The organism is Pseudoalteromonas ardens (assembly GCF_030125445.1).
Taxonomy (GTDB): Bacteria; Pseudomonadota; Gammaproteobacteria; order Enterobacterales; family Alteromonadaceae; genus Pseudoalteromonas; species Pseudoalteromonas ardens.
Map to the genome: position 1 here is coordinate 193,034 of NZ_JASJUV010000005.1, position 25,395 is coordinate 218,428.

The 25,395-nt window shown below is 46.4% G+C and carries 27 protein-coding genes; 11 read left to right on the plus strand and 16 right to left on the minus strand.

What is annotated here, in order from left to right; all coding sequences use genetic code 11:
- Positions 1-201 precede the first annotated feature (201 nt).
- On the minus strand, positions 202-537 hold the full coding sequence (locus QNM19_RS16350) for a DUF3703 domain-containing protein (RefSeq protein WP_049864214.1): 336 nt from the start codon (positions 535-537) through the stop codon (positions 202-204).
- A 210-nt stretch (positions 538-747) separates the two neighbouring features.
- Here QNM19_RS16350 and QNM19_RS16355 point away from each other — a divergent pair, with 210 nt between their 5' ends.
- Together QNM19_RS16355 and QNM19_RS16360 are read left to right on the plus strand one after the other, a co-directional pair.
- Positions 748-954, plus strand: coding sequence for a hypothetical protein (locus QNM19_RS16355; protein WP_049864213.1), 207 nt, complete (start codon positions 748-750; stop codon positions 952-954).
- 724 nt (positions 955-1,678) lie between these two features.
- On the plus strand, positions 1,679-1,993 hold the full coding sequence (locus tag QNM19_RS16360) for a hypothetical protein (protein WP_049864212.1): 315 nt from the start codon (positions 1,679-1,681) through the stop codon (positions 1,991-1,993).
- A gap of 197 nt (positions 1,994-2,190) precedes the next feature.
- Here QNM19_RS16360 and QNM19_RS16365 read toward each other — a convergent pair whose 3' ends face one another.
- From QNM19_RS16365 to QNM19_RS16375, 3 genes are all read right to left on the minus strand, one after another.
- Complete coding sequence (locus QNM19_RS16365; RefSeq protein ID WP_049864211.1) at positions 2,191-2,505, minus strand: DUF6172 family protein; 315 nt, start codon at positions 2,503-2,505, stop codon at positions 2,191-2,193.
- 275 nt (positions 2,506-2,780) lie between these two features.
- Complete coding sequence (locus QNM19_RS16370; protein WP_049864210.1) at positions 2,781-3,284, minus strand: RNA methyltransferase; 504 nt, start codon at positions 3,282-3,284, stop codon at positions 2,781-2,783.
- Between the two features lie 209 nt (positions 3,285-3,493).
- Positions 3,494-4,255 (minus strand): substrate-binding periplasmic protein, encoded by a 762-nt coding sequence (locus QNM19_RS16375; protein ID WP_049864209.1) that lies wholly within the window; start codon positions 4,253-4,255, stop codon positions 3,494-3,496.
- 124 nt (positions 4,256-4,379) lie between these two features.
- Here QNM19_RS16375 and QNM19_RS16380 point away from each other — a divergent pair, with 124 nt between their 5' ends.
- Positions 4,380-4,586: a hypothetical protein gene (locus QNM19_RS16380; RefSeq protein WP_010385202.1), complete on the plus strand. Its 207-nt coding sequence runs from the start codon at positions 4,380-4,382 to the stop codon at positions 4,584-4,586.
- Positions 4,587-4,743: 157 nt separating this feature from the next.
- Here QNM19_RS16380 and QNM19_RS16385 read toward each other — a convergent pair whose 3' ends face one another.
- Positions 4,744-5,052, minus strand: coding sequence for a hypothetical protein (locus tag QNM19_RS16385; RefSeq protein ID WP_010385201.1), 309 nt, complete (start codon positions 5,050-5,052; stop codon positions 4,744-4,746).
- A 219-nt stretch (positions 5,053-5,271) separates the two neighbouring features.
- Positions 5,272-6,639 (minus strand): alginate export family protein, encoded by a 1,368-nt coding sequence (locus tag QNM19_RS16390; protein ID WP_156202245.1) that lies wholly within the window; start codon positions 6,637-6,639, stop codon positions 5,272-5,274.
- 246 nt (positions 6,640-6,885) lie between these two features.
- On the opposite strand from QNM19_RS16390, the gene QNM19_RS16395 reads away from it, so the two are divergent.
- Positions 6,886-8,169, plus strand: coding sequence for a serine hydrolase domain-containing protein (locus tag QNM19_RS16395; RefSeq protein WP_284026938.1), 1,284 nt, complete (start codon positions 6,886-6,888; stop codon positions 8,167-8,169).
- A 55-nt stretch (positions 8,170-8,224) separates the two neighbouring features.
- Here the strand turns inward: QNM19_RS16395 and QNM19_RS16400 are convergent, their stop codons facing one another.
- Together QNM19_RS16400 and QNM19_RS16405 are read right to left on the minus strand one after the other, a co-directional pair.
- Positions 8,225-9,148, minus strand: coding sequence for a hypothetical protein (locus QNM19_RS16400; RefSeq protein WP_284026939.1), 924 nt, complete (start codon positions 9,146-9,148; stop codon positions 8,225-8,227).
- 225 nt (positions 9,149-9,373) lie between these two features.
- On the minus strand, positions 9,374-10,174 hold the full coding sequence (locus QNM19_RS16405) for an ion transporter (RefSeq protein ID WP_049865732.1): 801 nt from the start codon (positions 10,172-10,174) through the stop codon (positions 9,374-9,376).
- Between the two features lie 365 nt (positions 10,175-10,539).
- Here QNM19_RS16405 and QNM19_RS16410 point away from each other — a divergent pair, with 365 nt between their 5' ends.
- Together QNM19_RS16410 and QNM19_RS16415 are read left to right on the plus strand one after the other, a co-directional pair.
- Entirely contained in the window at positions 10,540-12,204 is a 1,665-nt protein-coding gene (locus tag QNM19_RS16410; protein ID WP_049865731.1) for a hypothetical protein, read from the plus strand.
- Positions 12,205-12,450: 246 nt separating this feature from the next.
- Positions 12,451-13,290, plus strand: a complete 840-nt coding sequence (locus tag QNM19_RS16415) for an alpha/beta hydrolase (RefSeq protein WP_284026940.1) — start codon at positions 12,451-12,453, stop codon at positions 13,288-13,290.
- A 312-nt stretch (positions 13,291-13,602) separates the two neighbouring features.
- On the opposite strand, the gene QNM19_RS16420 is transcribed toward QNM19_RS16415, so the two are convergent.
- On the minus strand, positions 13,603-15,216 hold the full coding sequence (locus QNM19_RS16420) for a hypothetical protein (protein WP_049865729.1): 1,614 nt from the start codon (positions 15,214-15,216) through the stop codon (positions 13,603-13,605).
- Positions 15,217-15,765: 549 nt separating this feature from the next.
- Between QNM19_RS16420 and QNM19_RS16425 the strand changes: the two genes are divergently transcribed.
- Positions 15,766-16,287, plus strand: a complete 522-nt coding sequence (locus tag QNM19_RS16425) for a hypothetical protein (protein ID WP_049865728.1) — start codon at positions 15,766-15,768, stop codon at positions 16,285-16,287.
- Between the two features lie 158 nt (positions 16,288-16,445).
- Here the strand turns inward: QNM19_RS16425 and QNM19_RS16430 are convergent, their stop codons facing one another.
- The 5 genes from QNM19_RS16430 to QNM19_RS16450 form a co-directional block, all read right to left on the minus strand.
- Complete coding sequence (locus QNM19_RS16430) at positions 16,446-17,912, minus strand: sensor histidine kinase (protein WP_049865727.1); 1,467 nt, start codon at positions 17,910-17,912, stop codon at positions 16,446-16,448.
- Entirely contained in the window at positions 17,909-18,637 is a 729-nt protein-coding gene (locus QNM19_RS16435; RefSeq protein ID WP_049865726.1) for a response regulator transcription factor, read from the minus strand. The genes QNM19_RS16430 and QNM19_RS16435 overlap by 4 nt, the downstream gene beginning before the upstream one ends.
- Positions 18,638-18,713: 76 nt before the next feature.
- Positions 18,714-19,520 carry a spondin domain-containing protein gene (locus QNM19_RS16440; RefSeq protein ID WP_049865725.1) on the minus strand — a complete coding sequence of 269 codons (807 nt, stop codon included), beginning with the start codon at positions 19,518-19,520 and terminating at the stop codon, positions 18,714-18,716.
- Between the two features lie 10 nt (positions 19,521-19,530).
- Positions 19,531-20,232 (minus strand): spondin domain-containing protein, encoded by a 702-nt coding sequence (locus QNM19_RS16445; RefSeq protein WP_049865724.1) that lies wholly within the window; start codon positions 20,230-20,232, stop codon positions 19,531-19,533.
- 346 nt (positions 20,233-20,578) lie between these two features.
- Entirely contained in the window at positions 20,579-20,740 is a 162-nt protein-coding gene (locus QNM19_RS16450; protein WP_155946259.1) for a hypothetical protein, read from the minus strand.
- Between the two features lie 132 nt (positions 20,741-20,872).
- On the opposite strand from QNM19_RS16450, the gene QNM19_RS16455 reads away from it, so the two are divergent.
- Positions 20,873-21,064: a hypothetical protein gene (locus QNM19_RS16455; RefSeq protein WP_049865723.1), complete on the plus strand. Its 192-nt coding sequence runs from the start codon at positions 20,873-20,875 to the stop codon at positions 21,062-21,064.
- A 412-nt stretch (positions 21,065-21,476) separates the two neighbouring features.
- Here QNM19_RS16455 and QNM19_RS16460 read toward each other — a convergent pair whose 3' ends face one another.
- Together QNM19_RS16460 and ettA are read right to left on the minus strand one after the other, a co-directional pair.
- Positions 21,477-21,839 carry a PilZ domain-containing protein gene (locus QNM19_RS16460; protein WP_125562254.1) on the minus strand — a complete coding sequence of 121 codons (363 nt, stop codon included), beginning with the start codon at positions 21,837-21,839 and terminating at the stop codon, positions 21,477-21,479.
- Between the two features lie 288 nt (positions 21,840-22,127).
- Positions 22,128-23,792 (minus strand): energy-dependent translational throttle protein EttA, encoded by a 1,665-nt coding sequence (gene ettA, locus QNM19_RS16465; RefSeq protein WP_010385184.1) that lies wholly within the window; start codon positions 23,790-23,792, stop codon positions 22,128-22,130.
- A gap of 546 nt (positions 23,793-24,338) precedes the next feature.
- Here ettA and QNM19_RS16470 point away from each other — a divergent pair.
- Genes QNM19_RS16470 through QNM19_RS16480 form a run of 3 tightly spaced genes read left to right on the plus strand, consistent with a single transcriptional unit; the run spans position 24,339 to position 25,382 of the window.
- Positions 24,339-24,614: a helix-turn-helix domain-containing protein gene (locus tag QNM19_RS16470; protein WP_010385183.1), complete on the plus strand. Its 276-nt coding sequence runs from the start codon at positions 24,339-24,341 to the stop codon at positions 24,612-24,614.
- Positions 24,589-24,951, plus strand: coding sequence for a hypothetical protein (locus QNM19_RS16475; protein ID WP_049866414.1), 363 nt, complete (start codon positions 24,589-24,591; stop codon positions 24,949-24,951). Before QNM19_RS16470 ends, QNM19_RS16475 begins: the two co-directional genes overlap by 26 nt.
- 11 nt (positions 24,952-24,962) lie before the next feature.
- Positions 24,963-25,382, plus strand: a complete 420-nt coding sequence (locus QNM19_RS16480; protein WP_049866413.1) for a glycoside hydrolase family protein — start codon at positions 24,963-24,965, stop codon at positions 25,380-25,382.
- Positions 25,383-25,395 lie beyond the last annotated feature (13 nt).

The following is a 25,395-nucleotide window of genomic DNA, read 5'->3' on the forward strand; positions in this document are numbered from 1 at the left end:
GCGCTTCTTGCGTGCTGGAGGGGCTGGCAATGTCCCTGCATTACACATCAATTGTATCGTAGTTTTTAGGCAAATGGCTGGCCTCTTGCCTGACACAGCATCATATTCGCTTGGCCAGTCCTTCGCCTTCCCAAACTAAATCGTATGGTGCTTTTATCGACGCTGCATTTTGCACTGAGCGCGTTAGGTGCCCACGTGGAACTATTTTAAGTATTCAGCCAGATCGGCTGGAATTGGCATGGGTTTGATGGGGCTCACATTGGTTCCGCCAGTATTTCCTTTTGGCACCCAAATTCTGGAGAAGATAACAGAAGCAAAGATCCGGGCTATTTGCCCAAGTACTTCCCTGACGCTGTATCTTTTGAAGCCTAATTTGAGCATCCACCAGTGCGACTGCGTGTGAGGAATAATAAAGGATTGTCCTAATATGTGTGCTCTTTCTAAGTGATAAAAGCTCTTACTGTATTGAGCATTGTCATACAGCTCTTTAGCCGCAGCCATTTCCTGTTGAAACGCCAGTGTTAGTTTATGGTTCATAGTACAGTACCTCATCGTTTGGGTTGAGTATCGACCTTTTTACATGGCCATTTTAAGCGCTGAGGAGCTGGAAGAATTGAATAAACTGGCTGCAAAGGTGTTCTGGAACCGGGGCAAGGTTGTATCGGTAATCCGTGTGTAATAGCCCGCACTTTTGATTCTGATTAGGCTGGGCTGTGAAAAAATAAAGCGTAATTAACGGATAATCAGATGAATACAAGTGAACTATATAAACACATGTTAGAAACAACATGTAAAGTAGTTGGTGAGGAAGCAAAGTCACTTATGACGCCATTGGAAAAGGCATTAGAAGCTCGAAGGGAATCAATTTACGCTCTTGCACAAGCGCATTTGAACAATGAGATCAGTGATGAAGAAATGGAAAGTGCGCTGCTAAAAGAGCAGAAAATTTTGTAAGTTACTCTGGTAATTACCCTTATTCCTGGGTGACGAGCTTTTCAAGATTGCTGCATCGCAATCAAGCCGTGATGGTATTTAGTAATTATAATAAAACGGGATATGAGACAGGTTGCATTGCCCAGGGGATCCGTAATGTCATTTTTTATAATAAGGCGTATCGCTCAAAGCATTGTCATGACGTTTTGAATGGCGGTAATCACAAGCAACTCTTTGAATGGTACTAAGTCACGGTAATGCATTGACGACAAATTTAGAAAGCATTACCAAGGAATACAGATAAGAGGCGGAATGCCTTTCAAAGGGTGAGGTACACAAGTCAATTTGTGTGCTTCTCAGTGCTCTATGGCTGAGCCCACCTCTTTTTTGTAACAGCCCGTTCATTTTTATCGCTTTTGTACTGGTTTCATGGGAAGTACCTGTTTTGCTAACGTCTCTCATGCATGATTTACTTAATTTTAAGTACAGAGCGTCAGGGTTGATTAAATATACCTGCTGTACTGAGCATTAGTTAGAAACACTGCGGCTGTAATTCTTGTGTAATGGTTCATTTCTTTGGCTTTGAATAGGCTAGGGAAGCAAGACAAATATACCAAGCTTGGATCAACCCCTGCTTTTCTAATCGCTTTTTCTTTCGCTTGACTGAGGCTTTTATTAGTAGCTATCGCTGAGTGAAGGGGTTACAGGCGACGAACAAGTTAAATAAGAATTAAAGGATAACCTTATGAATAAAAATGAGTTATACCAGCACATGTTAGACGCGACATTAACTGCAGTTAGTGATGAAGCCCCGCAATTGTTGGAACCATTGAAAAAGGCTTTGGATGATCTAAAGGCATCAATTCAACATGTCGAACAAGCCTATATGAATAGCGAGATAACTGCACTTGATGCACATAAGGAATTTAAAAGAGCACGTAAAGTCCTGGAGGCTGAGCTTGTTCCATTGGAAATTTGTGCCGAGGCGACGATTCAAAAAGTGATTCAAAAAGTCATTGACGCGGCAATGTCGAGCTTAACATCAGCTAACGGGAGTTAGTTTAGGTAATTCAGGTGATGAAAGGGAAGCAGGGAGCGTGCTGTGCAAAGCTAATACTAGCTACGGATATAGAAACTCTATCCGTAGCACAAACCTAGTTTGGAACTGTCGCAGCTAAATTTATGCCTGAACAGCTACGCCAAACCAAGTTCAGTATGGCAGATAGTTAATCAGCTTAAGCGAACCAAAAGCTTTGCTTAATACTCTTCTGACTCATCGCCAGACACATTACGCGCTTGTCTGACGGCTGGCTTTGCCAGGATTTCCACATAGAAAGAGGTGAGGTTTTCTTCCTGAGTTTTGTCGATCAGCTTATTAAGCTGTGATACGTGTACTGGCTCGGCTTCTGCTTCTGTGTTACCAAATTGACAGTCAAAGTCCCAGTAGTCGGCACCTGCTGGTAACGTTTTGTTGCGTTCACGCTTAAGGTATTTTTTAAGCTCATGTTTGACGGCGTCAACGCGTCGTGCAAGTTTGATTTTCGGGTGAGTTAGTTCAAATGTTTTTTTCATAATTGCCTTCAAGCAAGAGATACTCAATCAGCAAAAAGCTTGCCTGAGTAGATAAAGTGTATTCATTTGGCGTCAATGACGAGTGGATAAATACAGACATGTAATAGTCCATTTTACGCTATATTCAGCGAACTGGCGAGGGGTGAGGGCTTGTCTTGGGTAATGCGTGTTCAAAGCTAAACGCTGTCAGCAGAACGCGCGGCCTGATTATCCATTTTAGTGGCTAAAGCCGGGGTAACCAGTCTGGTATTTGCCAGTATTTTCCACCCGTACGCTTATCCAACCACCAAACGATTATTGGTATCCCGGCTGGTCAGGATTTGGCCAGCATCAAACCCGGTGGCGCGTTTCGCCATGCGGTCATACAGCAGCACGTTGACCGTCGCAGCCAGGTTCATGCAACCGGTTGTTGGTACATACACCACGGCATCGGCAGCATCCACAATGTCTTGCGGCAGGCTGCCATCTTCAGGACCAAAAACGTAAATAGCATTATCGGGATGCGTAAATTGTGGTAACGGTGTCGCACCTTCCACCAGCTCAATACACACGAGCGAGCGGCCTGGTACTTTTAAGCTGGTGAGATCATCAACCTGTTGAATGGGGATATTATCGGCGATGTTTTTTGTGTCAGTATGGTACTTGGCAGCCTTTGCATAGCGATTACCATTAAAATAAACGGCTTGTGCTTGATAGCAACCCGCAGCTCTTAATACGCCACCGACGTTAGTCGGCGATTTCGGATTAACTAATCCAATCGCGGCAAACGACTCACTCATACTCTTTCACTCTCAACATAACTGGCAGCCGGGCTACCAAAACTTCTAACAGACGGCAGCGGGGCTGCCAAAAAAATTGACGGCCGATTGTACCATGCAGGTATTTTTGTGTCAGTCAGCATGTGGTAACCAGCTAGATGGAGCCGCCGCTTGATGCACCGTGTGGCGTGCAGTTGGTTCGGGCTCAGCTAAAGGCAAAGGTGCTCGGTTCAGGGGGTTACATCGTCCAGCATAAGCTGATACTCAGCGGATAGCTGGTCAATCACACCTGTTTGTCTGGCTTTGTTGAGTGAGCTCTGCATTTTGCTGAAAAAGACACTGGGGTCGGTGATGGTTTCTGAACGTTTGGAAACAGTAATATAATACGCTTTTTCCTGAACCACATACGCACCTATTGTGAGTGTTTTCGGATAGCCCAGCGCTTTGAGTTCTGAGATCAGCGTGTGGGTTGAGGCTACGGTAATATCACTTCTATTAGCCATGATTTTTTTCAGGGCATGTTCCAGTGTTACTGAGGTGTACACATCTCTTTCAAGTACATTGGCTTTTTCTCTGATCTCCTGGGTGTATGACACGCCCCGCACAAACTCAAATCTGAGCGGCGAAATGTCGTCTACATGCCGGATTTTGGCGTGTTCAGGCCTGGAGATAAATCTCAACGAGACAGTAAACAGAGGAAAGTCAGCATAGCTGACAAACTGGGCCCGTTCAGGCCGGTAAGAGAGTACCGAGACATCCAACTTACCCGTTTTAATATATTGGTTGCCGCGTTTGATGGGTAAGGGGACAAAACGGTAGCTGTAGCCATTGTCTTCAAGCAGATACTTGAGGAGCTCTTTGGCATAGCCTGTGGCAGTGTCATCATAGGTGAAGTAGGGGCGCCAGTCAGGGCTGTTAATCAGCAGTGGTTTGGTATGCGCAATATTCAAAAATGCGCTTAGTGCGCAAAACAAGATGATTGGAACACGCATCAACAGAATCCAAAATCCACTGTCTAGCAAGTTTAGGTCATTTTTTAATGTATTGCATTGTGTATTGAAACTGCAATAATTTGTTTGTATTCTGGGTTTTTATTTAACAAAAGGAAATTAAAAAATGAAGATGAAGCTAAGTTTAAGTAAGAAAAACATTAAAATGCTAAGTGCAGACAGCCAAAAATTGCCAACTCAGGCAACACCAGCTGTTGCTGGTGGTGGTTTTAAAACTTATCGCTGTACGTTTGACTGCCTGACAGAAACGCCGTTTTGCAGAACTTACAACCCAACCAATCAAACTGGTTGTTGTAATTCAACAATTTGTTAAGTGATATTTAAAGGCAAGCCTGGCTTGCCTTTTTGACGCATCCCGTGACGCTTGGCGGTTATACTTAAGCCATTGCTGAGCTGCTGAATGTCTCGTTCACCTTTCAAAAGAGCACCCCGGGTGGTCAGCTATAAAAAGTGAACTGCGCCTTTCATATCTAATCTTCAGGGCCTTCCAGTGTAAAAGTGAGATGTTTACGCATGTCTTTCAGTATCACCCCTTTTTTCAGCATCGCGGCGCTCAGGCGTTTTTGCCATTTGAGTAAGTCAGGCTTGGCTGCATCCAGAGTGGCTTGATCTTCAAATTGAAAACACAGAAGCAGGGAGCCAGGAAAGAGATGGTATTCCACATCAAACCAGCATTGCACCATGCCTGGGATTTCTGCACGCGCTTGTTCTTCGATTGCGTCGGCCACCGTGAGCACCAGTGCCTGTTGTTTTTGCTGAACTTTAGAGAGCTTTTTCATGAGGTTTCCAAATTTAAAGCCTGTATGGCGATAACCCCGAATTATACCTAACACTCTATTGGTAAAGAAAGTGAGAAGTAAGCCCGGCTGATATTGCAATGCAGCTACTGCATAGTTAAGGAGTCATAGGAGCAGAAGCATAGAGCGGGTGACATCGCTTTATCAAACAGAGGTCTACATAATTTGTGTACCTTGCTGATTAGTCACATAGTCCTTTAGTCACCAGAACATCACAATATTTGCAAAGCCACCAATCCAGTGAGGCAGATAGCTATCTGTGGTGGACGTTATGGCATCACCTGCGATGGACTTTGAGATACCGAGCGTAACATAAGTCGAATGCGAGGCTATATAGGTGTACTCAATAAACATATCATCGGCCAGGTGACGCTGGGTCACGCCAGATATCACGGTGGAAATCCCATCTGAAAAATCCAGCCTGGACGCCTGGCCAAACTGAATCGGGCTTTTCAGCTCATTGACGTTTATCCTGGCGAGTCTGAATTTAACCTGATGCTGCTGATGGGGTAACAGAGACAAGCTCAGCTGATGAGAGTATACGTTGGTGTTGATAAAAACCATGGATGACTTTGACCCGGTAGACCAAGCTGAAGGCGAGCCTTCAAAGTACAGTGGATCAAACCGTTCGAGTCTCTTGGTGTTTGGGTTGTCACCTGAAAAAGTTTGCCATGAATAGAGTAAAGTAGGTTGCCAGGCAAATTGATGGTAAGTACTGCCTAGTCTAATTCTGCCTCCCCACGCTCTGAGGTCAATGTTGTTATTCCATTGATATGCCCCATCCCACTGTGAAAAGTAAACCGCTCCCTTATGTGCGTATAAAGTGGCATGTCCGTAGTGATTTACAAAGTTGAGTCCGTCACGGCCATTTTCAATAATGGTCGGTGCATCTGTGCCCCCGAGCGCGGCTTTTGGGTAAGGTGAGCGGGAACGAATAACGTGACCAAAGGTCATTCCCCACCTTCCTTTGTTTGAAAAGAGCGGTGCATTTATATCAAAGCCGTAGAGGCGCGTGTCTGTGTTATTGGAATCCAGCTCATTGGGGTCGATGTAATATCCTGTGACGTTAAACTCCGCTCTGGACAGGCGTGCAATAATCGAACGTTCCCAGGCTTTTCTTGGCCCCAGTTTTAGTGCGCCTCTTTCAAATCCGCTTGTACCGCCGTTTGAAATCAACATACCTGAGCCAAACTTGAGTGTACGGGCCCCAACAGATAGGTCATAGTTCCAGGCATTGTTCTGATTGGTTTTAATGCCAACATAGCCTTCTTCAAGCGTGGCTCTGCCCGTATTGCCTTCATTATAGGGATCGGTACCGGTGGAATGGGATAGCACGACGGACCCTCGTCCATAGATAGTATACAGAGGGCGCTTAAATTGGAGGTTTACCCCTGGCTTGATATATTCCTCTAAGTACGTTGTGTTTGTAGAGTAGGCTATGTCGGGGGCAAATGTGCTCGGTAATTTCCAGAACAGGTTATCTTCAGCAACCAGGTTTAGCCCTGCCTCAAATGTCGTTTTTACAGTGGTTTGCCCATCCAGAGGTGTGGCAAGTACTGGGTTGTGCATTGATATACAAAATGAAAGTGTAATCGCAGGTAAACGCCGCATCATGCAATCCTTTTGAGTGAAAAATGAACTATATACACTTCCCCTACGTAGCAAAGGCTATACTGGTTCAACTGTACATCATATAGTCAAGGAGCTCTGTAAATGACGAGTTTAAGCGAAACAAAACGTACCAGGGCGCTTTTGGCCCGTGAATTTTGTCCCCTAAGTAATAGTCTTCTGTTCTTTTCTTTTCTCGTAGTTTGTATGGCCAGCTCGCTAACGGTAAGAGCAAGTAGCGCACAGCAGTCAGTTATGACGGATGCTCAATCTGACCCTAAGCGGCTTGGATTAATGCAGGGGTTCCCGCCGCCACCAGATAAAAGGGTCACCTTGCCAGATGCCGTTTTTTTCAGCTTTCCAAATTTACGCTGGTCTGTGTGCAATATGCGCGAACTGCTGCCAACGGCCAGTGTAAATCGCAACCCCTATTATGCACGCCCTTTACCCTATGATTTGCGAGAAGGCATTGACGAGATTGTTTTTAACCCGACCAATTCAGAGACACCTATGAGTTGGCAGCAAAGCCTTGCAGAGAACTATACCGATGGTGTTTTGATCATTCATAAGGGGCGGGTGGTGTATGAAAAATATCGGGGGTGTTTAAGTGAAAGCGCCAACCATGCCGCAATGTCTATGACAAAGTCACTGACTGGTCTGCTGGCCGAAATTCTGATTGCGCAGGGTAAGCTGGATGAAACGGCACTTGTGGGTAGTTTGATCCCTGAACTGAAACAGTCAGCATTTGCAGATGCGACAGTCAGACAAGTCATGGATATGACCACATCTTTGCAATACAGCGAGCAGTATGCTGACCCCAATGCGGATATCTGGAAATACAGCTATGCGGCGAACCCGTTGCCAAAGCCGGACAGTTACACCGGCCCAGTCGGTTATTTTGAATACTTACAGACGGTTAAAAAAGCCGGGCGTCACGGTCTGCAATTTGGCTATAAAACGGTGAACAGTGATGTCTTAGGCTGGTTAATATCACGAGCATCGGGCAAAAAGTTCAATGTACTGGCGAGTGAGTTGATCTGGTCGAAACTGGGTATGGAATACAGTGCTGATATCACGGTAGATGGTTTGGGTACTCCTTTTGCCGGCGGTGGACTCAGCGCAACACTGCGTGACCTGGGCCGACTTGGTCTGGTGATGCTTAAAGACGGCAAGGTCGACGGTGTTCAGGTTATCCCCAGCGCTGCGGTAGCCAGTATCAGAGCTGGGGGCAGTCAACAAGCATTTGCTAAAGCAGGGTTCGGTACACTTCCCGCTGGCAGCTACAAAAGTATGTGGTGGCACTTCCATAATAAGCATGGCGCGTTTGCTGCAAGAGGGGTGCACGGCCAGACAATCTATATTGACCCGACAGCAGATATGGTATTGGTTCGACTGTCTTCTCACCCGGTTGCCGCTAACGCGGCAATAGATCCTACATCATTACCTGCTTATGAAGCTGTTGCTCAATTTCTGCTGTCAAAGCCCAGGTAAGTTACTTGTTTGGTTCTACTGTTGATTGACTTGTGTGGCAGCTTTGCTGCCTGTTTCACACAGCCTGATATGCTGAGGCATTTGCTTGTGCCATTTCTCTTACTTCCTCTCGTTTTGGCGCGTCTGCGGTGCTGTAACTTGTCAACTCAACACCGTCACCAAACACCTGACTTAATAGCGCTTTATAGTCTTCAGGTGAACGCTCAGGAGAATACCTGAACAGCTCTTTAAGCGCTTCTCTTTCTATGCCTCGCGCATCTGCTGCGTCTAGCAGGGGCAGGCCAACGTCGACAAAGCCTTTGTCATCTCTGCTTGCTACAACCTGACCATCAACGCTGAACACACTGGTTTGCGGCGTTTGTTCAAACATCAGTTTTCTGCGGTAGTTTTCTTCGGCAGCAATCTGGTTGGTCAGATACTGATCGCTGTAATTTTGTACCTGTTCGTCTACATAGTCCTGATAGGACTCGCCGTAGCGTAATTCAAACACTTCGGCATTGGTTGGGCCTTCACCTTTGGGGTAGACCTCAATGTGGGCATCAGGAAATTGTTCTGCAATGCGTTGCTGTCGTTTTTGTGGGTCGTTGCGCATTTCTTTGAATATCTCAGCCACCGGACCATGGCCGTACACTGTGCCGTCATAGCCTTCGGACACAACGGCTTTGCCATCAATAAATACGATGCGCTCAATGTCTTGTTGCTGACCTTTTTGGTGATATTGCTGCGCCAGATCGTCCTGATTCTTAAAGCCGCTGAAAAAATTGTTGAGGTCAGGCATCTCACCCTTAAACTCGCTAATGTCTTCGGGTTTTAAGAGGTATATCAGGTTAACCTTACCCGTTAAGTCAAAGCCAGTTTGGGGCACGTCTATTTGATTTGTTTGTGACTCAGACGCTTCTGTAAAGCCCGTTTCTTGCGTGTTTTTTGAGGTTTTCTGATAGGTGTTGTGCGTGTGATAAGGGGTCGATGTCACTTGCATGTTCAGCTCCTTTGGTCAATGGATTAATCGGCAACGAATATTCCTGTATTCGTGGGCCTATCTACTGAGCTTATATAAGCAAGCTACGTACCAGACTCAAAAACATACCGAGAGGGTACATGTTGCGGGTTATGAGTTGGGGAGAGTAACAGCACAGCCGCTGTGTAAAGGGCTGTGGGGGCAAGGACTTGCCGCTTAGGGGTAAGCGGCAAGCTTCTGGCAAGGCTAGTCTTTTTGTTGTTTTAGCAGCGCATCTAGTTTGGCTTCAACGCGCGCGATATCTTCACGTGTGGCCATGACCTGATCGGGTTTGCCTTCTTCTTCATGCATCACCTGCATGGCATCGACTATGATACCAATAAAGAGGTTCAGTACTGCGAAGCTGGTAATAATGATAAAAGGTACGAAGAACAGCCAGGATTGCGGGAACAGCTCCATGGTTGGGCGCACAATACCCATAGACCAGCTTTCTAATGTCATCACCTGGAACAGGGTATAGGCAGAAGCACCGATACTACCAAACCACTCTTGCATATTGGGATCCGGATGCTGACCAAATAGTTTAGTTGTCAGAACCGCGGAGACGTAGAACACAATACCCAGTACGCCAATGACCGAAGCCATACCCGGCAGAGAGTGGCCCAGTGCCCCAATAACCCGGCGCATCTGCGGCACAATGGAGAACAGTCGCAACACCCGCAGGATCCGAAACGCACGTAGTACGGAGAGCGGCCCACTGGAAGGAACCCAGGAAACAGCCACAATAATTAGGTCAAACCAATTCCAGCCCGACTTGAAGAATTTAAGGCGATAAACCACCAGCTTGAGTATCAGTTCAATGGTAAATATCAGCAGGATCACAAAATCAATTTTATGCAAAATGGCTGCATTGTCTTTACCGAACTGTGTGGTTTCCAGCCCCAGAGTGATCGCATTAAATAGAATGACGGCGACCAGGAAGTTCTGAAACCACTGCGCTTCGACGAGCGACGTCAGTTTCGACATAAAGGAAGTAGAGGTTGTCATGGCTCTTTTTTAGGTAATTATCCAGGCCAGTTATCATGTCGGGAAACTGTGACTTTTTCAAGGTTTGCGACGTTTGCCAGTATATAAAAAGTCGAGAGACCCCTATTTTGTGACAATCTGTTCCCAATCTGGCGAGTATCTGGAATAACTTTCCTCTTTTTTGGCACTGACTAAAATGATACTTATACCAAGGGCTTACTATTGGTTTTGCAAAGATGTTGTTTATAAAAAATAATTGACCCATTTTCAGGGGGCGCAATTTGCAGAGTTTGCCAGCTTCCCCTCAGGGTTAACTTTCTGAGTGGCTTGGAAATGATCCACTTACTTTTAACAAAAGCCTACTTTAACGGACTGGAACAATAAAAATGAATGAACTGGATAACGAAATCAATCAATGTAATAACCAAAAAAGCAGACGCGGCTTTTTGACGGGGAGCTTTTTGGCATGTGTTGGGACTGGGTTGTTGGCAAGTTCTGCGTTGGGGGCAGAATCGCTTCCTGCAACGGAAAGTAACTCAGGGGTGTGGTACTTTGAAGACTTTGGTGCCGTTGGGGATTTCTATCTGGAAAATGGTGAAGTCAATGCTAATCCAACAGATGATACATTAGCTATTATTGCGGCTTTAGAGGCCCTGCCAGAGGGCGCAAGGATATATGGTAAGCCAAATGCTTGTTACTGGTTTGGTGAACTTGGCTTAAATGTAAGCCATATTTTTATCAAAAAGAACGTACATATTGACTGGCAGGGAGCGGGTTTAAAGTGTCGGATGCAATATAACTCCGAATCGAATTCGACGGCTTTATTTGAGTTTTTAGATTGCTCAGGTAGCTTCATGAACTATGTATTTGAGGATATATCCTATGAAGCTGATGGCTCATCCAGGGGAGTTATTCCGCTTTTTATCAGAAATGTAAATAAGCATACCGAGAATTATAATATTGGTCCATTCCATGTCATTTCGGGTCAGTCATTACTTACCTGTTATTCGTCAAACCCGGAAGGTGCCAGAGCCAGTGACATTTCTTTCATTGGCAGTTGTACCGGAGGTAATGTGTATTATGGCGTAAATCTGGGTTATAGCGGAGATAGATTTTCAGGTGCTTACTCTGTCAATAAAGTGAGAAGGCTGGCGTTTTTGTATGGCGTAGACACCATTAATATTGTGGCCCATGCGCAAATGGGCCTGCCATCTAGTGGTAACATTATGTTGTCTGGAGGTCATAATGCAGGTGTAGCGGCAAAGCTGAATAACGTTGTTATCAAAGCAAATATTAATCAACTTAACGGGCCTGTCCGGATTTATAGAGCGGCAGATGCGAGTGGGACGTTTGAAAATATTGATCTGGATATCAATATAGAGCAGGTGGGGTCGAATTTAGGCGCTAGCGAAGCACTGATTGTAATCGATGATAGCAGTGGTAGCACTCCCTCCGAGGGAATGTCGATTGATCGACTTCATGTGGCCATTTCAAACAAAGGGGAGGGTCGAATTCCAATCAAACAGCTCGCACGCTCCGATAACATGGGGGTGATCAATATTCAGCATGTGCCTTACTTTAACGCCGAGCAGTTCTTGCCTGATTTCACCATCCAAAATGGACGCAACTCTTTTACAAAAGGTTTTGTGGGGGATGTGAGTACAACACTGACAACATTGCGGTTATCCCACATCTTATTGAAAAATAACCCAGCTATTATTCGGGCACATGTGACAGTCTCTGCTTCTGAAGGGGCAGACTTTTTTGGTCAAAATACGGTGATTGCTAAGTATGCATTACATGGGTTTATGACAAGCAATCACTTTTTCAATATTCAATCACTGAAGCTAATTGACCAGTCCGCAACCGGCGCAAAAACACCAGAAATCACGATTGTCGCCCAAAATGAAGACGTTTCCGCCAATACCAAGGGAAGCGGGGAGTCAGAAGACAAGAAAGATCCGGATTATATCGGCACTCTGGTATGTGGCGTTGTTGGTTATGAGTCGAATATCTTGGGTAGTATGCAGGTCACTGTAGAGCTGTTTTAACACCTAATATCAATCAGTAAGCGTCTGAACTCAAGCGTTTACTGATTTTTTCTGAGCATAAAGTGGTGACCACAATCGACCGTTATTTCGGAACATTTTATACTTAACACAGAAAAGCCTCACTTAGCATAGGCTTGTCAACACTTCGCATTTAGTGTCTGAACGTCACTTTGCAGAAGCAATGAGCGCTTGGTTGAGATAGTATCAATGATGACTGGAAAAATAATAACAGGGCCTTTTTGTTTGATGTACACACAATTTAAAGTGCTTACCCGTATTGTAATCTGCACGCTGGTAATGAGCCTGAGTGCCTGTGGGGGCAGTGGCGGCTCGGACACAGGGGCGATGCAGCAGAATACGTCTAATCAGGCTACTCAGCCTTTTATGCCTGGTGAGCGGTTTCAGTTGGATGCAATTGCTTCTGGCTACACGGGTGTGTCGTATCCCTTGAAGATTTATCTGCCACAAAATCGGGTTGCCAATAAAACGTACCCGGTGATCTATGCGCTGGACGCTGAATGGCGTTTTGACACCATTGCAGATAGCCTGGACGATAACAAGATGGAAGTGATTTTAGTCGGAGTGGAAAATTACGCCGATGATAATTACAAACATCGGGAAGATTATTCACAGTGGCCATTGGCCAGAGATTACTTTGATTTCATTAATAAAGAGCTGGCACCGAGTATTGAAGCCCGGTATCCGGTCAATCAATCCGACCGGACAATCATGGGGCACTCCAATACAGGTTTGTTTGTCGGTCTTGTCTTATTGATGGATGATCCGCATCAGCCTTTTTTCCACCGTCATGTGTCGTTTGATGGGAGTTTCTGGGCACATCCGGAAACTACCTTGCAGCTCATTGATGATCGCAGGGCGCAGAGCCAGGCCTTAAAAAGCCGAACTATTCTGGTTGGTGCCAATGGCAGTATCGGCAATGTACTTTATGTACGGGAGTTTGATGCGTTACTGGAAGGGGCTAACTTTGCACAGCTGGACCTGATTTATCTTGAATATAAACAAGATCATATTCCTGTGGTAGCGCACTCGGTTGATGAGGTACTGAGGGCGTTGTACAGGGATTAGCATACGTAAGAATTGAGTGTGTTGAGATGACACTAAAGCAAGTCAGTGCGTTATGGTCCTACGGTAAACAAAAAAGCGGAATTGCTGCGCTTGTCCTTAAGCCACAGCGTTCCGCTTGCTCTCGCTCTACTGCAATGAACTGGTACTGGAAGAATGATGGAAAAACACGGTACATATTGTTAAGGATGTACCAACTTACACTCCGTACTTGCCACGCCAGGAGAAAAACCGGAAATGCTGCGCTTGTCCTTAAGTCACACTATTCCGATCGCACTCTCAGAGTTTCTTAAACACGGTCAACCTGTCCTGAACTTACTCTTTTTCAATGTTGAATTGCGTAATGGGTGGCACAGGCTGATCATTTTCATGGTCGCCTGTGATATAGAACTGGTCGTCGCGGACAACGATATCACTGGGCTCAAATACGTCTTCACTGTCTAGCTCAATGACTTCGACAATTTCGCCAGAGAGATTGAGTTTAAGTACTTTGGTGAATTTTTCTGACACAACATAAACAAACCCATCGCTGTAGCTTACTCCTTGTGCATCATATTCATTGATGCTGCCGTCGGCTTCACCCGTATAGCCAATAGAGTGCTTTTCTTTCAGAGTAAAGTCAGAATTGAGTATGAGCAGCACATCCTGCTCATCTTCTCCAAGTTGGTCGGGTACGGTAAAGAAGTCACCAGTTGTGCCATCGTATCCCAAGCCGGAGTAGCTATAGGGGTGATCATTTTCATCGGTTATGTTCAGGCGGAACTCTTTGCTAAGCTGATAGCCGTCATCCGTTTTGTTAAAGTGTCCAACCAGACCGGTATCTGCCAGCACGTAAAATCCATCTGCTACGCCAACAACGGCTTCTGTGCAACCCTGACTACAGTTAAGGCTGTTGAACTCAATTTTATGACGTTCCACCAGTTTGAAGTCGCTATCCAAAAAGAAGACCTCCGCCTGGTCGGTGAGTAATAGCCAGGACCCGTCCTGTTGCGACCATAAGCCAGAGGGCTGTGCTATGGTGTCATCCAGGTCAAATTGTTTTACTGGCTCCAGCTCGGTATCGTCTTCGAGTGGCCCATCTCCGAGCATTGCGTTTTTATCGGCAACCAGGGTGATGTTGTTCTCGGTGTCGGGGGTGCTCAACACGATGCGGCCTTCTTCAGGCTCAAGCTCAAGGTCGTTGAACTGTTGACCTGCAAAGCCTGACAGGTACCAGGACTGGGTGTGTTCAACCTCTGTGCCTTGTGCATCGTAGACCATTACCATGTAATCTTCGTTGCTGTTTGCGAGTATAAGTAGCTGTTCTTCTGCAAGGGCCACTCCTGTAATGGCGTGTTCTCCGACCAATTTAAATTCGGTGCTGGTTTCATCAGTGGCATTGAAATAAACCAGTTCGTGATTGGCCTGATCATATAACCACACATGGTTTGGGTTTTCTTCGTCCAGCGCGAGTTCAGTCAGGATTTTGTCGTCTGCCAGTGCCCAGCTCTGGCTGCTGTTGTCGTCAAGGTTAAACTGATGCAGTGTATTGTCTGCGCTGATAAACCAGATCAGATTATCCAGGCGTTCCAGATCGGTGGCCGCGTTGGCATCATTGTTGTTGAGTGGACTGGCGTGATAACTCTGGCCTTCAGGCGCGATTTTTATATATCCATATTCTTTACCGGCCTGAAGAATATGCAGCTCAGAGCCGTTCAAATCAATGCTGGTCACGGCATCAATTGTCTGTTCACCTTCGGGGTAATCTACATACAAAGAGATGGGGAGATCTTCCACCAGCGTTGCGTCACTTTCTGGTGTTACCAGGGTGAGCACTTTTTTACCTGGTACTATGGGAACATCTATACTTGGTTCGGTTTTGTTGCTGCTACCACATGCACTAAGCACTAAAGATATCGACAAAGCAATCAGTGTTTTTGAATATCTCATTGTAATTAACTCCTTATTGAAATTGCCCCCACTTTAGGGAAGTGAATGTCAACAGAGTGTCGAGAAGTGCCAAATAAATTTTCTTAAATCATCATTGTGCTGATGTCACTTGAAAAAGCACACTGTGGTTTAACAGGGCAAGTTCATCGCTGACAGCTCAGTCAATCCTGAACAGAGGATTAGCTGCTCAACCAGGATGCAAGTTAAAGGTTTTATGGCTTTCCAGAAGATCTATTAACACATTGCAGCCATGGCTTAACTGAGCCTGGCGCACTGGTCTCTATGATGTCGCGACGAGTAAAACGGGGTACTTATACCTGCAGTGGCAGCCTTCCGTCGCTCGCTGAGCATGTGGCCATTCAGGTTAGGCGTTTTTTATTGCATTTTATTAATTTATTAATTCTTTTTGATGGTTAATTTCCCCGATATAGGTATAATTTCCTGGCTTCCTCCCTGTGTGGTTTGTTTTTATAAATTAACTGAGGGAGCGGGCAGTTTTATCACTATCACTATCAATATCGAAATGGACGATATTAAATAAGGAGAATTATGAAAACTTCAATGTTGGCTTTATGTAGTTTATTGGCGTCGGGCGCGGTAAACGCAACGACAACAGAAAGCTTTGGCACGACTCAGGATCTGCTCGTCAATGAAGACGTAAAGACACTGCATGTTGTTGATATCAATGCGGATAGTAGAAAGGACCTGGTCTGGGTGACCAATACCGGTGCCGTTAAATTCAAATTGCAAAATAACGATGCTCTAGCGTCCCTCGAGTCCTTACCCGGCACACGCTGGCGGTTGGAGTACAATGGGCGTAGCGATGTCAAATATATCGACTTTACCTCTGAGGGGGGTGTGCTTCAAACCCATGATAACAAACTCTTCAATGTTATAAATGTCACGATGAGTCAGACCGGAACATTGGATTTCTGTACGCCGTTTTATAATGGCTTAGACAAAACCGAATGTCAGTGGCACTACAGTGTTACTGAGATCTTGCCTAATGTCATGAAAGGTGTGGATAAACGTTTAAATACTACCTGGGTTGCTTACAAACTCGTTAACTAACTCAGATTCTGCGCTGGCTTGCAACAGCGATGGTTGCGAGCCATTTTGCCAGGCTATCTGTTGTCATCCACCACTTGATATGTAATGACTACAGCTTAGGTTTTGCTTTAGTTTAATACGTATCGGGCACCGTATATATTGACAAGATTGCGGCGCAATCACTCAGTGCCACGCACCTGAAACACAAACTCACTGCCTTCACCCAGTTGGCTGTTGACCTTAATCTCCGATTTCAAAAGCCGTAATAATCTGGCTGTGATGGCCAGCCCCAGGCCTGCATGGGTCTTTTTACAGCCTTTACTGTTGCTGGCCTGGTAGCGTGCCTCAAAGATATAAGGCAGCTCTTTGGGGCTGATCCCCACGCCGGTATCCTGAATAGCGATATCATAGCCACCCTCTTTGGTGGTCACTGCAATGGAGATGGTACCGCCAGCCGGTGTATGGCGCAGCGCGTTTTCAATCAGGTTACTCATTATCCTTTCCAGTTTAGCGATGTCTGAGTAGACCACAAAGTCACATTCAGTGGGGGTGACGCGCAGTGTGATGTCGGCTTGTTGTGCCTTAAGGGCAAATTTGGCCAGCACATCGTATATCAGTTCACCCATATTGAAGACCTCAAAGTGTACCTGGGTGTGGCCGGATTCAAGGTGCGCCAGTTCAAAGATTTGATCAATCAGATTTTTAAGTTGCGTACAGTTCTTCAATGCAATACTCATATAGCGTTGCATTTCACCTGATGTGGCGGCTCCTCGCTCCACCAGCTCCAGATAACCCTGCAAAGAGGCCAGTGGTGTGCGCAGGTCGTGTGACAAGTGGGCAAGTAGCTGGCGGCGTTGTTCATCTACCGCCGTGAGTTGTGACATTTGCTGATTGATGGTTTGCAGCATAGTGTTAATGCCATTGCCGAGTTGGTGGATCTCGTTATCTTGTTGCTCCCAGCTGAGCAGGGGGACCTGTTTAATATCAAATTTATGGTGTTCAACGGTATGAATATAGTGATTAAGCCGTTTTAGCGGTTTGGTCATAAAACGGAACAATAACAGCAGAGTGAGAAACAAGAGCAGCAGAAAAACCCCTAACCACACAGCCTGTTTCACCAGCTGATCTGAACTATTGAGTTGCGCCACAATCGAGTCATAAATTGACGAGCCTATAATTACATACAGATACCCCTGCAATTTTTGCTCATTATACACAGGTGCCACCGAGAAGATCTTGTTGCCATCAAGAGAGCGGGGGTCATCCCCATAAACCGGGAGCTTAGCAGGTGATTTAATCAGCTGCACTAGCGGGCTCAGGTCAATTGACTCACGTTTTACTTCGCCGGGTTTTGCCGAGTAGGTCAGTAACTTTCCGCTGGGGTCGACAAAATAAAATTCAAACGCCGGACCCAATACCATTAAGGTATGAAACAGGTTTTCTAGTGCTTTATAGTCGTAGACACCCTGTTGTAGCAAGGGGTTATCCTGCGCAAGATGCTCTGCCAGTCCAATGTGCAGCTGTTGCTCCGCCTGAGCACGAGAAACGGATGACAGGTTCTGTGTCCACCATACAAAGACAGACACGATCAGCATGAAGACGGCCGAAATCGTCAGCGCCAGACGATGATAAAGTGAAAGGGTCATTGCATTTCCTGCTGTAGCGGTTTGGCATTGAGTTTATAGCCTACACCCCACACCGTTTCTATGATGGCGTGTTCAGTTATTTGCTCAAATTTATTGCGAATACGATTGATATGAGAATTGACGGTGTGCTCATATCCCAGATGGTCATAGCCCCAGACTGATTCCAGTAACTGGGCCCGGGAAAACACCTGATTGGGGTGCCGGGCAAAAAACAGCACTAAATCAAATTCAGTCGCGGTGAGGTCGACGGGGGTTTGCTTAAGTGTCAGCTCGTGATAATGGGGATCAATATGCAGTTGGCCAATGACTACCGGGTTAGTTGTGCTTGATGTAGGTTGCTGTTGCGGTTCCTGTAGCAGCTTGATGTGCCTGAGCTGGGCCTTAACTCGGGCCTGAAACTCCCGGTAGCTAAATGGCTTGCAAATGTAGTCATCTGCGCCCATTTCAAGGCCAATGATCCGGTCCATTTCACTGCTTTTGGAGGTCATCATTATCACGCTAATTTTTGGGTAGCGAGTTTTGATTTCCCGGCACAGCGTCAGACCGTCCACTTCAGGCAGCATGATATCGAGTATCACGATGGCATAATGTTGATTGGTCAGTTGTGGCATAACCAGATCTCCACTGGCAAGGTGATCAACGCCGAGATCCAACTCGTTCAGATGAACGCGTAACAGGTCGGCAATATCAGCATCGTCTTCAACGATAAGCACTTTTTGCTGCATAGCACGTCTCCACACCGGTGTTTACGACCGGCTGTCAGTGCTCCGTGACCGCAACGGTCACGGAGCGGCTGGGAGACTACTTGGTTCTGGTAATGGTAACCGTCATTAGCGGGTTGTCGAATTTATGGCTGCTTGTTAATACCGACGTCGTCAGCCCGTCATCCACTCCAACCACGCCAGGGTGCATGGCTACCTTGTTTAACGCTTCTCTCTCGGCACTAAACCCTGTGCCACCATCGGCCGGACCAGGTATGGTGCCCTGGGCTTCCGTATTGGCCTCTGTGCCCGCGTCATAGGCATGTGTCGTATAGGTCATCACTTGACCGACTGTCATTGCAGACACATCCAAAGCATTAAGACCGGTAAAGCCATCATTTGTATTCACCATCATGGAAATCAAAGACAACTTTTGTCCATCCAGGGAATCATGGGTCAGAGTCAGCTCGGTTTTTTGTCCCGGTGGTAGGGGCGCTGTTGCAGAAGCCTGACTTTGCACTACTTCGAGTGCAAGCAGGCCGCTGCTATCTCCGCCCTCTGCTAGCACTTCCAGTGCATCGATTGCCGGCTCGCCCAGTTGCCAGAATTGTCCTTCCTGATGCAGCGCGACAGCAATGGGAGACAGCGGCTGAGCGTAAGTCAGGTTAGTTGCTGTGATCATTAACTCCACTGTGGTTGGCGTGGGGTCTGTTGGATCTGTTGGGTCAGTCGGATCTGTTGGGTCAGTTGGAGCCGGGTCTGCAGGATCTGGATCGGCAGGAGCCGGGTCATCGACCATGTTCATATCATCATCGGGCATGGTGACGGGCATGTTATCGTCGTTATCGCTGCCACAGGCGGCCAGTACTAAGCAGGCCGCAGGCAGGGTGAGTCTGAATAATTTCATGGCAGGCCCCTTACTTAACGGTTACGGTTACTTTGGCAACGGGGTTCAACCAGCGGTGGACCGTATTGTGCAGGTCGCTTTTTCCACCAACTTGTTCATCATCGCCCAGGTTACCGCGGTGAATATGTATAAGTTTATTCTCTTCAACTTCCGTTACGCCTTCACCCATGGTGCCGGGTGCAACACCTGGAGAAGCGGGTATACCCGGCGTACCCGGTGCCCCAGAGTCTGCGACAACGAGTTCATTATTCGCTTCAGTACCTGCATCATAGGCATTGAGATAGATATGATAAGTGCCTGGTGTAGTGGGAATAGGCCAGCTGTTGAGGCCAACAAATCCATCATTGGTGGGCAGCATCATTGCCACAATTGACAAGCGATCGTTGCCTTCATCGGTTTCCAGGCTGGTCATAGTTGACGTGACCGGTGCAAGTAGTCCTTCAGCTGGGTTTTCCATCGTATTGGCATTGATACCGGTCAATATCTCGCTTAAACCAGCCAGTGACCCACCTTCCGCCATAGCTGTGAGTGCATCGGAGGCGGCTTCGCCAGTGTTGAACAACATGGCATCGCTGGTGTGTGCGCTCACCAATAACGGGGTAAAATAGATCCCCTGTGTCAGATTGGTGATCTTCACGTCGAGTGATGCAGCGCTGGCTGTACCGGATGCTAATAAAATACCTGTGATGAGGGGGATGATGCGTGTTTTCATAATTTACTCTTGTTGTTTGGATTTGACCCTACCAAGCATGCAGGTAAATTATTGAGAATCGCTCCCGCAATTATCACAAAACCATCACAATACGGTGACGTTTTTGTCTGAAAGCATGATCTTCCTTGTCAAAGCGCAACACGCATGAATCCGCTATTTGTAGTTTACGTTCTACTTGTTATTAATAATCATGAAGTTAAGTATGGTTGGAGCAGAGTGAAGGCAATTGGGTAGCGCTGCTGTATAAAAATGTCAGCTAATGCGGGTATGAATGTATAAAGCGGTTTTGTTCTGATAAGCCCGCCTAAAGCGTGCAATTGAGCGGGCCTGGTGTATTACTGTGTGATTAGCACAGCCATGAAGTTTGCGTGCCCGGACAACGATGATCTGACCAGCAGTAGTAGGTTTTTTCTACACCGCCCGCAACTTGTGGCGTCATATTTGCCGGTACGCCAGCTTTGTCATTTGATAGAGCTTTCATTGGTTTCTTTTTTAGTTTTAGTAACATAGTTATCTCCTTTGGTTTGTTACAAAAATAAAACTAGCATAGTTTAAGGGTGAAATAAAAGTAAAACATTTCCGTAGTGAACTTGTGTTAACCTGAATGGCTATTACCTAAACCAACTACAAGGAAACTGTTATGAAACTTAACCTCAACAAAAAAAAGTTGAAGCGCTTAACTTTTGAACAAAAAACAGTCGAAGGTCAGACACCTCAGGTCGCTGGTGGTGCTGGGTCTTACTATGCCTGCTGGTCAGATCAACCATACTACTGTATGACCTGGGATGCAGACTGTATAACCGAGCGTCGTTGTAACACCTGGCCAAACTAATACCAATTTCACTTAATACCTGGTCTATTTGAAGGAGCAAATATGACGCTAACGGCGTTAAAAATTTCTTATTTAGAACAACTAAACAGCAAAATTTTTGCCTCGCCTACATGGATGTAGGTGCCTCAGCAGTAGCAGGACGCGGGAGCGGTGTTATCGACCATATTTTCTCGCCTCAAAATAGAACACTTAATTAAGCAAATTGGTATAAGACGGGCAAAGGTTTAAACGAAACATCACAGAAAAGGGCGGTTAGTCACCCTTTTCTGTCTTCAGCCTGATAAGGGGCTGTGGAAATAGCAGGTAATCGGCACACCTTAATGCGTGTCTGAGTGGTAAAGTGTTATCAGTAGGGAGCGCATTACTTCTGGATACGACACGCGACATAGATAAAATTCAGCTGAGGTGTTACTCAGTCGTGCAGCAGCAGTTGCTCTAGATCACGGTGAAGTACGTCATCATCCCCCAGATTAAGTTCAATCAGGCGCTTGAGATGCGTCACACTATCGAGATCGATTTGATTACAGTGTACACCGAGGTGACACTCCTCAATATGACGAACCTGTACTTCCATTGCTATCTGTATATCACTTTGCGGCAGAGCAAAGCGCAGGCTGGCCGGTTCATCTCTGAGGGGCACATACCCCACAGGTAAAGTCACCAAAGCGCCATTGAGCGACAGGTCGATGACTTCGCACTTGTAATCGCCACTGGCCGTCATCAGTACCGCCGGATTAGAAAACAGTACGCGTGAAAATCGTCTACGTTCTTTCATCAGTATTCTCTTAGCTTGTTTATCTATAGCTTAGCTAGTTTTTGCCTCAGTCTCCACTAATACCAATGTCACTGACTACTTGTTCAATTTACAAAAGCAAATTTGGCACTAACGGCGTTAAAAATTTCTTATTTAGGTACCTAAACCGCAACACTTTTATCAGGTTAATGACACGCTTTTCTCGCCTTAAAATAACACACTTAGTTGAGCAGATTGGTACCCATTCCAGTTTTGACTAGGCATAAAAAAGCCCTGAAAATCAGGGCTCATATCTGGCATGATTGGCGATTAACCAATTTTCTTATACTTGATGCGCTTAGGTTCTGCGGCCTCGGCACCATAGGTCTTTTTCAGCCACTCTTCATATTCTGTGTAGTTGCCATCGAAGAAGTTCACCTGACCTTCGTCACGGTAATCCAGAATATGGGTTGCGATACGGTCGAGGAACCAACGGTCGTGCGAGATACACATAACGCAGCCCGGGAATTCCAGAATCGCGTTTTCCAGTGCTCGCAGGGTTTCTACGTCCAGGTCGTTGGTGGGCTCATCCAGCAGGATCACGTTACCACCGGCCTTAAGCAGCTTGGCCAGATGCAAACGGTTGCGTTCACCCCCTGAGAGTTCTTTGACAAATTTCTGCTGGTCGTTGCCTTTGAAGTTAAAGCGGCCAACATAAGCACGGCTGGGCACTTCAAAGTTGCCAATTTTAAGGATGTCCTGGCCATCAGAGACTTCCTGGAATACAGTGTTGTTGCCGTCCATGTCATCGCGGAACTGCTCAACGGTTGCCAGCTCTACGGTTTCACCCAGTACAATGTCGCCGCTGTCCGGTTGGTGTTGACCACTGAGCATTCTGAACAGGGTTGATTTACCTGCGCCGTTGGCGCCGATAATACCGACGATAGCGCCTTTAGGTACTGAGAAGCTTAAGTTGTCAATCAGGACGCGATCACCAAAGCTTTTGGTCAGGTTATTGACTTCAATTACCTGGTCGCCCAGGCGAGGCCCAGGTGGGATGAACAGTTCATTGGTCTCGTTACGTTTTTGGTAATCGGACTGCTGAAGTTCGCTGAACTGTGCCATACGTGCTTTTGATTTTGCCTGACGACCTTTCGGGTTCGAACGTACCCACTCAAGTTCTTTCTCGATAGACTTCTGACGTGCTTTTTCAGATTTCTCTTCCTGTTTCAGACGGGCATCTTTTTGCTCCAGCCATGAAGAGTAGTTACCTTCCCACGGAATACCGTGGCCACGGTCTAGTTCCAGGATCCAGCCCGCCACATTATCAAGGAAGTAACGGTCGTGGGTAATGGCAACGACAGTGCCTTCGTAATCATGTAAGAAACGTTCTAACCAGGCCACTGACTCAGCATCCAGGTGGTTGGTTGGCTCGTCCAGTAACAACATGTCTGGTTTTTCAAGTAACAAGCGACAGATTGCAACCCGGCGACGTTCACCCCCTGACAGGTGCTCAATTTTAGCATCCCATTCTGGTAGGCGCAGTGCATCAGCGGCACGCTCCAGTGCGTTATCCAGGTTATGACCATCGTGTGCCTGAATGATGGCTTCGAGTTCGCCTTGCTCTTTAGCAAGGGCGTCGAAGTCGGCGTCTTCCATTGCATACTCAGCGTATACTTCATCCAGGCGGCTCAGTGCACGTTTTACTTCGCCCACTGCTTCTTCAATGGTTTCGCGCACCGTTTTGCTTTCATCCAGCACTGGCTCCTGAGGCAGGTAACCAATTTTTGTGCCTGGCTGCGGACGTGCTTCCCCTTCAAACTCGGTATCTACCCCGGCCATGATACGTAGCAGGGTTGATTTACCTGCACCATTTAGACCAAGCACACCAATTTTGGCACCCGGAAAAAAGCACAGAGAAATATCTTTTAAGATTGTGCGTTTGGGTGGTACGACTTTGCTCACCCGCGACATTGTATAGATATATTGAGCCATGAATTTTGCTTCTCTTTATTTAGATGTGGTTATTTTAGTGAATGCCGTGCACGGGGGCAATGTTTGTCTGACACACGGGCAATTTTGTGTAGGAGAACCTTTCATATTTTACAATTGTTAATCGGGTTTACTTTTGTCATGAATCGCAAGTTAGCTTCTGTAAGACTTAGGTAAGAATTTTAACTTTATAATTGTTAGGGCATTTTTGACCTGTTTCAGGCCAATGAAAAAGGTATTATAGCCCTAAGCTTGATAAAGCTACGACATGGAGTTGTAAACATGTGATGCAGTTTTAGCATCAGCGCACTTTTCCTTCATTCCCTGCGCCAGCACATTCAGAACAGCGGATGTTACATGGGGCCAGTGGCCAGTAAACCTGGGTCACGTACGCACCAGTTTAATTCAATGACCAGAGAAATAAACAGTGACCACCGTTGTCTGTAACCGCTTACCATGGCGGCCCGGCACATACGAGTGCTGCATAATGTTAGCCATTTTAGGGACGCTGTTTTGTTTGACGAATGACTTCACAGTATAAGGAAAACGATGAAGCAATATATGTATGCAAAGCCGCGGTTAACGCAGCAAAAACGAACCCCTATGGGGGCTGATATCCTGAGGTTTGCCCGTCTCTTAAGAGGTTATACGCAGGCTGAGTCAGCAGCACATTATGGCGTTGAAGAGCGCACGCTGAGACGCTGGGAAAATAAAGAATACAGCCCTAGATGGAACGACGTTGTCGGTCTGGTCGAGGATGTTTATTCACTCGATATTTTAGAAGTAATAGGAAAGATCAATGATGATGACACAACCAACCATTAAGCAGCTACGCACCGCTTTAAAACGCTGGGGTCGTTTTTGGCGTGCAAAAGAGTTGGGCAAAGGGTTCAGCCGCCAGGCGGTGACCGAGCGAATAGGTGACTCCAGTGCCCGCTATGTGAGCAGTGATATGATGAGTGTGCCTGAAGAAATAGAGGCACTGACACAACAGATTGCACAGTTAAGGCCTGAATGTATCCGTGCACTGCGCGGCAAATATCTGGTTGAGGGAGACATAGCACAAGTCGCAAAAACACTGGGTTTCGACTCAAAACGCTCGTTAGAGTTTTGGCTGGTTAAAGCTGAGCGCAGTCTGCTTCAGAACCTGTGTCAGCCATAAGGAGAAGCACAATGACAATTATGAATACGGTTGAGCAGATAAAAAAACATGAGGGATTCCGGCGTTTTCCTTATTACTGCACGGCTGGCAAACTCACCATAGGATATGGCAGAAATTTGGAACAAAATGGCATAGCTGAAGAAGAAGCTGAGCAGTTGTTGGCACAGGATGTAGCCAATGCTCAGGCTGGTGTACGGCGTCGTGTTGATATCTCTCACTGCAATGAAGCCCGTCAGGCGGTGCTGACAAATATGGCCTTCAACCTTGGTGTGCGAGGGTTACTGGGTTTCAGTAACATGCTTGATGCAGTGCAGCATGGCGATTTTGAGCGCGCAGCATTGGAAATGCTGGATAGTCGCTGGGCCAAACAAGTTCCTGAGCGCGCAGAGGAGCTGGCGCAACAAATGCTCAGTGGACAGTGGCAATCTTAAATTGGGGGAAACT

Bases quoted from the DNA above. Each gene is read 5' to 3' on its own strand.
- QNM19_RS16375 (WP_049864209.1), bottom strand. From the start codon at position 4,255: ATGCGTGTTCCAATCATCTTGTTTTGCGCACTAAGCGCATTTTTGAAT.
- QNM19_RS16360 (WP_049864212.1), top strand. From the start codon at position 1,679: ATGAATAAAAATGAGTTATACCAGCACATGTTAGACGCGACATTAACT.
- QNM19_RS16450 (WP_155946259.1), bottom strand. From the start codon at position 20,740: ATGTTACTAAAACTAAAAAAGAAACCAATGAAAGCTCTATCAAATGAC.
- QNM19_RS16390 (WP_156202245.1), bottom strand. From the start codon at position 6,639: ATGCACAACCCAGTACTTGCCACACCTCTGGATGGGCAAACCACTGTA.
- QNM19_RS16425 (WP_049865728.1), top strand. From the start codon at position 15,766: ATGAAAACTTCAATGTTGGCTTTATGTAGTTTATTGGCGTCGGGCGCG.
- QNM19_RS16370 (WP_049864210.1), bottom strand. From the start codon at position 3,284: ATGAGTGAGTCGTTTGCCGCGATTGGATTAGTTAATCCGAAATCGCCG.
- QNM19_RS16435 (WP_049865726.1), bottom strand. From the start codon at position 18,637: ATGCAGCAAAAAGTGCTTATCGTTGAAGACGATGCTGATATTGCCGAC.
- QNM19_RS16430 (WP_049865727.1), bottom strand. From the start codon at position 17,912: ATGACCCTTTCACTTTATCATCGTCTGGCGCTGACGATTTCGGCCGTC.
- QNM19_RS16445 (WP_049865724.1), bottom strand. From the start codon at position 20,232: ATGAAAACACGCATCATCCCCCTCATCACAGGTATTTTATTAGCATCC.
- QNM19_RS16405 (WP_049865732.1), bottom strand. From the start codon at position 10,174: ATGACAACCTCTACTTCCTTTATGTCGAAACTGACGTCGCTCGTCGAA.
- ettA (WP_010385184.1), bottom strand. From the start codon at position 23,792: ATGGCTCAATATATCTATACAATGTCGCGGGTGAGCAAAGTCGTACCA.
- QNM19_RS16455 (WP_049865723.1), top strand. From the start codon at position 20,873: ATGAAACTTAACCTCAACAAAAAAAAGTTGAAGCGCTTAACTTTTGAA.
- QNM19_RS16395 (WP_284026938.1), top strand. From the start codon at position 6,886: ATGGCCAGCTCGCTAACGGTAAGAGCAAGTAGCGCACAGCAGTCAGTT.
- QNM19_RS16420 (WP_049865729.1), bottom strand. From the start codon at position 15,216: ATGAGATATTCAAAAACACTGATTGCTTTGTCGATATCTTTAGTGCTT.
- QNM19_RS16385 (WP_010385201.1), bottom strand. From the start codon at position 5,052: ATGAAAAAGCTCTCTAAAGTTCAGCAAAAACAACAGGCACTGGTGCTC.
- QNM19_RS16475 (WP_049866414.1), top strand. From the start codon at position 24,589: ATGATGATGACACAACCAACCATTAAGCAGCTACGCACCGCTTTAAAA.
- QNM19_RS16480 (WP_049866413.1), top strand. From the start codon at position 24,963: ATGACAATTATGAATACGGTTGAGCAGATAAAAAAACATGAGGGATTC.
- QNM19_RS16440 (WP_049865725.1), bottom strand. From the start codon at position 19,520: ATGAAATTATTCAGACTCACCCTGCCTGCGGCCTGCTTAGTACTGGCC.
- QNM19_RS16350 (WP_049864214.1), bottom strand. From the start codon at position 537: ATGAACCATAAACTAACACTGGCGTTTCAACAGGAAATGGCTGCGGCT.
- QNM19_RS16470 (WP_010385183.1), top strand. From the start codon at position 24,339: ATGAAGCAATATATGTATGCAAAGCCGCGGTTAACGCAGCAAAAACGA.
- QNM19_RS16410 (WP_049865731.1), top strand. From the start codon at position 10,540: ATGAATGAACTGGATAACGAAATCAATCAATGTAATAACCAAAAAAGC.
- QNM19_RS16415 (WP_284026940.1), top strand. From the start codon at position 12,451: ATGTACACACAATTTAAAGTGCTTACCCGTATTGTAATCTGCACGCTG.
- QNM19_RS16460 (WP_125562254.1), bottom strand. From the start codon at position 21,839: ATGAAAGAACGTAGACGATTTTCACGCGTACTGTTTTCTAATCCGGCG.
- QNM19_RS16355 (WP_049864213.1), top strand. From the start codon at position 748: ATGAATACAAGTGAACTATATAAACACATGTTAGAAACAACATGTAAA.
- QNM19_RS16380 (WP_010385202.1), top strand. From the start codon at position 4,380: ATGAAGATGAAGCTAAGTTTAAGTAAGAAAAACATTAAAATGCTAAGT.
- QNM19_RS16365 (WP_049864211.1), bottom strand. From the start codon at position 2,505: ATGAAAAAAACATTTGAACTAACTCACCCGAAAATCAAACTTGCACGA.
- QNM19_RS16400 (WP_284026939.1), bottom strand. From the start codon at position 9,148: ATGCAAGTGACATCGACCCCTTATCACACGCACAACACCTATCAGAAA.